General features: G+C 48.8%; 7 protein-coding genes. 3 read left to right on the forward strand and 4 right to left on the reverse strand.

Annotated elements, in window-relative coordinates; translation table 11 throughout:
* Both WBV75_RS07250 and WBV75_RS07255 read left to right on the forward strand, forming a co-directional pair.
* A partial coding sequence (locus tag WBV75_RS07250) for a hypothetical protein (protein ID WP_424119964.1) occupies positions 1–797 on the forward strand: 797 nt, incomplete at its 5' end.
* Positions 794–1,699, forward strand: a complete 906-nt coding sequence (locus WBV75_RS07255; RefSeq protein WP_424119965.1) for a patatin-like phospholipase family protein — start codon at positions 794–796, stop codon at positions 1,697–1,699. The genes WBV75_RS07250 and WBV75_RS07255, both read left to right, overlap by 4 nt.
* 3 nt (positions 1,700–1,702) lie before the next feature.
* Here the strand turns inward: WBV75_RS07255 and WBV75_RS07260 are convergent, their stop codons facing one another.
* From WBV75_RS07260 to WBV75_RS07275, 4 genes are all read right to left on the reverse strand, one after another.
* Positions 1,703–2,221, reverse strand: a complete 519-nt coding sequence (locus WBV75_RS07260; protein WP_424119966.1) for a hypothetical protein — start codon at positions 2,219–2,221, stop codon at positions 1,703–1,705.
* A gap of 117 nt (positions 2,222–2,338) precedes the next feature.
* Complete coding sequence (locus tag WBV75_RS07265; protein WP_424119967.1) at positions 2,339–3,130, reverse strand: hypothetical protein; 792 nt, start codon at positions 3,128–3,130, stop codon at positions 2,339–2,341.
* 85 nt (positions 3,131–3,215) lie between these two features.
* Positions 3,216–4,457, reverse strand: coding sequence for an amidohydrolase (locus WBV75_RS07270; protein WP_424119970.1), 1,242 nt, complete (start codon positions 4,455–4,457; stop codon positions 3,216–3,218).
* Positions 4,458–4,510: 53 nt separating this feature from the next.
* Complete coding sequence (locus tag WBV75_RS07275) at positions 4,511–5,050, reverse strand: DsrE family protein (RefSeq protein ID WP_424119968.1); 540 nt, start codon at positions 5,048–5,050, stop codon at positions 4,511–4,513.
* A 119-nt stretch (positions 5,051–5,169) separates the two neighbouring features.
* Between WBV75_RS07275 and WBV75_RS07280 the strand changes: the two genes are divergently transcribed.
* Positions 5,170–5,501: UvrD-helicase domain-containing protein (locus WBV75_RS07280; RefSeq protein ID WP_424119969.1), on the forward strand; the 332-nt coding region annotated here is incomplete at its 3' end.

Below are 5,501 nucleotides of genomic sequence, written 5' to 3' on the forward strand. Positions count from 1 at the left end.
CCACCTGGCTCGAATCCAAAAGCTTTGATATTTCATCTGCCCTTGGCTATCTATCGCAAAAAGAGCCTGATATTAAGGTTTTTTTATCGTCCCTCGATGAAATCAAAAAGAGGGTCCTTCCGGATGAGAATGCGTTTAAAGCCTATTGGGATTTGGGTTCCGGTCCGGAGTATAAAGCGCATATTATTGAAGCCGTCGGACCGTTGATTTCCCGTAAACTCTGGGAGGAGGCGGCAGGTTATCAGTCAATAATTGTACATAAGGCATTACTTGAGAATACCCGGGAAGTCAAAGATTGGATGAAGCCCTATCTGGATGCCTGGCTGGATGCCCCTAGTTATGTTTTGCGTGAAAACAGCTTGTTCCGGCTTTGGATAAACGATCCCGGGAACCGGAGCGCTTCCCTGGATCGCATCGCTGCTAATGGGAGTTTCGAAAACCTTCGCCTGAAACAGTTATGGTGGTTGTTGGCTGTGCTGACCCCGGAATACAAGAGTCCGGACCAGCAGCGGCTGTATTTAGAAGCCCTCAGAAAGACCACAGCTCCCGGGAATTCGTGGGAAATACGTCAAAACGGCTTCGCCATGTTGCAACAGGTTGATGCTCTTGATGTTCAGAATGTAGCGGATCTCATGGAGGCTACGGAACACCACAGCTGGCAATTTCGCAAATTTAGCAGGGAAATGCTCAAAGAGCTGATAGCTCAAACTCCTGATGCCGCGAATTGGGAGGAACTGGCCGGGAGATTCCCCAAAGCGAAATACAAATATTTACACGAATTAATCACAGCCTTATGAGAGCAATGGTTATTTCAGGAGGAGGCAGTAAGGGGGCATTTGCGGGAGGAGTAGCAAAGTACCTGATAGAGGAAAAACAACATTCCTATGATCTGTTGTTGGGGACTTCCACTGGAAGTTTGCTGATTTCACATCTGGGTTTGAAGAAAATAGACAAAATACGAAACATCTATACCTCAGTTACCCAGGACAGTATTTTCAGTAACTGCCCGTTTACCATTGAGCGTAAATACGGTGTTGCCACTATCGGTATCAATCACCGCAATGTGCTCAAAAACTTTTTAAAAGGGCGCAAGACTTTTGGAGAGAGCTTAAACCTGCTTAACCTAATACGCAATTCCATTACTGAAATCGAATTCGCTGAGTTAAAAAAGGGTCCCCTGGATATAGTGGTTACCGTTTCGAACCTCTCCCTGAACCGGGTGGAGTACAAATCCATAAATGATTTTGACTACGATTCGTTTTGCGAGTGGATATGGATCTCCTGTAATTATATTCCCTTTATGAGCCTGGTTCGAAAAAAGGGTTCGGAATATGCCGATGGGGGCCTCGGGTGTATGGTTCCCATTGAAGAGGCGATAAAAAGGGGTGCCACAGTCGTAGATGCTATAATTCTCCATACGGAGGTATCCCACCTGAATCGGATGCCTTCCCGAAATGCGTTTTCACTCCTGACCAATATGTTCGCCTTTATGCTGGACCGGATTGAAGAACACAACATTAAAATCGGAAAATTTACCGCCAATCACCACAATGCTATCATTAATTTTTACTACACCCCAACGGTCCTGACGACGAATTCCCTGGTGTTTGATAAAAAACAAATGACCAAATGGTGGAAAAGTGGGTATCTCTTTGCGGAATCCAGAAGTGAGCAGAGCAGTGAACTGGAACTCGACTGAGCCCTACCAAAGCGCCCCTATTTCTTTTTTAACGTAAGAGAGGGCTGTAGCCGAAGGTGATGTCCGTTCCATCATATCATTGAGAAGGTCTTCCCTTAGTTTATCAGCATTGTCGGCCTCGCTCATGGCTGATTTCCGAATCCCCTGTATGGTTGCATTTTTGGCGGCTTTGATCACATTCCAGCACTCATCTGTCATATAGATTTGCTGGGAAAGGTTATGCTCGTATTCGTTTTCAATGGTCCGGATAAGCAGGCTTTCATACTCCCCTTTGTCTGAGGACTTTGGGGCTACCCGAACCACTAATTTAGGTATCGCTATCCGCTCCAGGAACAGCGCCATACGTTCATAGGCTTGCAGGCGTATGGGTAAGGTGTTCTTCTGACTGTCTTTATGCAGGATAAACCGACGCCGGCCTTCTTCGTTTTTGGTGTGCATCTTAAAAAAATAGAAGGCAACTACACCTGTGACCACGGCGGGTAGGAGGTATGCGAAAAGTTGTAGGATGTCGTTTCCGTTCATCAGTGCTGGAATTCAAGGGTTTCGTGTGGATAAACGCAAAATAGGCCCAAAAAGTATTCAGGCCCCTTCCGACTTCACCCCAAATTTGGTTTATTTGCCCGGGTACTCCTGCGCAGATTATCTCTTTACCTCGTCCTTGACCATTTGATAGAACCTGCGGTAATCCGGATGTAAAAGGATATCTACACCTTCGCTGAAATTTCCATCTCGCGCCCGACTTTGCAATCGGGATTCCGAAACTTCGTAAGTGCCTTGCAACGCATTCATTACAGCGGTGGCCTGATTGGCCGCCACGGTCATGTCTCCTGTCATGGACAAACCTTCCACGGTAATACCGAGGTTGGGATGTGCCTTGGCAAGCGCGGCTACACGCTGTGCCCAGGTATTCCCTTCCGCTGTCAACTCGGTTCCGCTATCACTCCCAAAAAGTGATGACAGGCTTCCGGAGATCACAAGGCTACCCGCAGCAACTTTGAGCTTGGCATCCGGGCCGAGGGTGCGCTTCGCGTCATTGAGCAGTACTATAATCGTGGAATCATTTGCGCTGAAAGACCCCTCAATCCCTTTAAGTTGCCTTTCTTTAGCATTCAGGGATTCCAGAGCCCTTGAAAGGGCATCTTCTTTTTTATTGGATACATTGGCAAAGCTTCCCAGGTTCGCCATCAGCGTTGCATTGGCGTCTTTCAATTCGCTGACCTGCGCCTCGTATGATGCAGCTTTGGCCTGGGCGGCCTTATCACTTGCCTGAGCCTGTGAAACCGATCTTTCCAATTCTCTGACCTGTGAACGCAGACTGTCGATTTCCTTAATGAGGTCTGATTTTCGCTGAGCCATGGCCAAAGGGCCAGCCAGCAGGAATACCAACAGCGAGAAGGAAACTCGCGATATAGTAAGGGTAACGATTTTCATAAGCCTTAAAAATTAGATCGCAAAGATACACACCTTCCCGGATAATCAACCCGTGAATTTTTCCCCGGACACGGGCAATTGTGGTTTAACCCTCTTTGAGATAATCCAGGCTGAGCTCAGTAAGGGCCTTTACCCCCAGGATCAGGCCCGATTCATCAATTCGGAAATCCGGGGTGTGATGCGGGAAAGGTTCCTTGTTTCCGGGGGTCATCCCACCAAGGAATATGAAAAAACCAGGGACTTCTTTTTGAAAATAAGAGAAGTCCTCCGCCCCTGTAATGGCTTTTTGAGTTTGTACGTTTGCGGTACCTGCAACCCGATTCAAGGTGGGGAGCATTGCTGCGACCAGGTCCGGATCATTGTAGGTAATATCGGTGGCATCATTAATCTCGATACTGGCCTCCCCTCCGTATGCTTTGGCGATGTCCGGGACCATTTCCATCATCCTGCGATTGATATGGTCTTTCATGCCATAATCCAGGGTGCGGATGGTACCGAGCATTTCGGCATCCTCAGGAATGATGTTAAAGCGCACCCCGCTTTTGATCTTACCCACCGTGATCACGGCGGCTTCATTGGTCAGTTGGGCCTCCCTGCTGATTATGGACTGCAAACCGTCGATGATTTTTGCACTGATCAGTATGGGGTCTACACCGGACCAGGGTTGTGAGCCGTGGCTCTGCTTACCTTTGACCTTAATGGTAAAGCTCTGGGCCGCCGCCATGGCCCCACCGGATTTATAACGGATTACACCGGCCGGTGTCTCGGAAATGATATGAAGCCCAAAAATGGCATCCACATCCGGGGATTTCAGCACCCCCTCTTTAACCATGAGCAGGGCGCCACCTTCTTCCCCGGGAGGCGGACCCTCTTCTGCGGGTTGGAAAATAAACTTCACAGTCCCCTTAATTTTATCCGTGTTTTTGGAAAGCACCTCGGCCACGCCCATAAGGATGGCCGTATGCGTATCGTGGCCGCAGGCGTGCATAACCCCGACCTCTTCGCCTAAAAATTCGCTGGTTACTTCAGAGCGAAAGGGCAGTTCATTGCGTTCGTAAACCGGCAGCGCATCGATATCCGCCCTCAGTGCCACTACCTTCCCACTTTTTTTACCCTTGAGGATACCTACGACCCCTGTATGTGCCACACCTGTCTGGACTTCCAGGCCGAGGGATTTTAAATGGGCTGCAATTTTTTCAGCCGTTTTAAACTCCCTGTTGGACAATTCCGGATTCTGATGGATGTCTCGCCTCCATTCAATGACTTTGGGTTCGATAGCTTTGTAATCTGCTTCGAGTGACCACTGCTGTCCCTGGACCGTTCCCATTAGGAGTACTACACCCCAAAAGGCGATGTGTTTTGTTTTCATTTAAAGTTGGTTTAAAATTTTATCAATCGGTAACCCTGGTTCTGAAATTGGATCAATGCGGTCATCGCAGAGAGCGAGAGTTGTACACCCTCAAGGATCTGTTCTGCAGGTACCTGGCGCGCCACAGAAGATTGCCCGCAAAAAACCACCTGAGCCCCTGAATCCATAAGCGCTTTGATAAGTGGGCTATTGGGGTTGTCAGTTCCAAAACGTTCCCTGTAGTGTGTATTGTCAAGCAGATCTGTACTGGCCTTGTTGTGTACGATCAAAGCTACCTGGAGTTGTTCAGGGGCCACTCCGGCCCTGGCGTGCATATTGAGGAATCGGGCGGCCGTTTCAATCCACGGATTAACCTGCGTTTTGTCTTCCGGGCTGTTCATCACATCAAAAACCGCTTTATAGGTCGCAGACGTATCGGTTTTATAAGTCGCCTTGGTTATGTCCCAAACGGCTCCATATTCTTTGATCACGGGGCCTGGAGTAGGGTCCGGTGCCTGTGCCAGAACCGCGGCGCATAGCAGGTTACTTAAGAGGAATAGGTTCAACTTCATCGGGTTGGCTCTGTGTTACTGCCTAAAGATATTCAAATTGACCAGAACAGGAAGCCCTTGTTCATAATTCGAAGTGTCTGGGATTTGAGGTTGCAGGGAATAATGGCTAACTTGAGCCCGTGAAAAAATCGGATCTGAACACCTATCTGGATGTGCTGAATGAGGCGCAACGAGCCCCCGTCTTACATAAGGATGGCCCTCTTATGGTGATTGCCGGGGCGGGCTCCGGAAAAACGCGCGTACTTACCTACCGTATCGCCCATTTGATGCAACAGGGAGTGGATCCTTTTAATATTCTGGCCCTGACATTTACCAACAAAGCGGCCCGGGAGATGAAGAAGCGAATCGCCGAACTGGTCGGCGGCTCAGAGGCCAAAAACCTTTGGATGGGAACCTTTCATTCTGTTTTTGCCCGGTTGCTTCGTTTCGATGGGGACCGCCTGGGGTACCC

Source organism: Robiginitalea sp. (genome assembly GCF_049588695.1).
Taxonomy (GTDB): domain Bacteria; phylum Bacteroidota; class Bacteroidia; order Flavobacteriales; family Flavobacteriaceae; genus Robiginitalea.

Excerpts from the sequence above, each read along its gene's own strand:
- WBV75_RS07265 (WP_424119967.1), bottom strand. The coding sequence starts at position 3,130 with ATGAAAATCGTTACCCTTACTATATCGCGAGTTTCCTTCTCGCTGTTG.
- WBV75_RS07260 (WP_424119966.1), bottom strand. The coding sequence starts at position 2,221 with ATGAACGGAAACGACATCCTACAACTTTTCGCATACCTCCTACCCGCC.
- WBV75_RS07270 (WP_424119970.1), bottom strand. The coding sequence starts at position 4,457 with ATGGGAACGGTCCAGGGACAGCAGTGGTCACTCGAAGCAGATTACAAA.
- WBV75_RS07255 (WP_424119965.1), top strand. The coding sequence starts at position 794 with ATGAGAGCAATGGTTATTTCAGGAGGAGGCAGTAAGGGGGCATTTGCG.
- WBV75_RS07275 (WP_424119968.1), bottom strand. The coding sequence starts at position 5,050 with ATGAAGTTGAACCTATTCCTCTTAAGTAACCTGCTATGCGCCGCGGTT.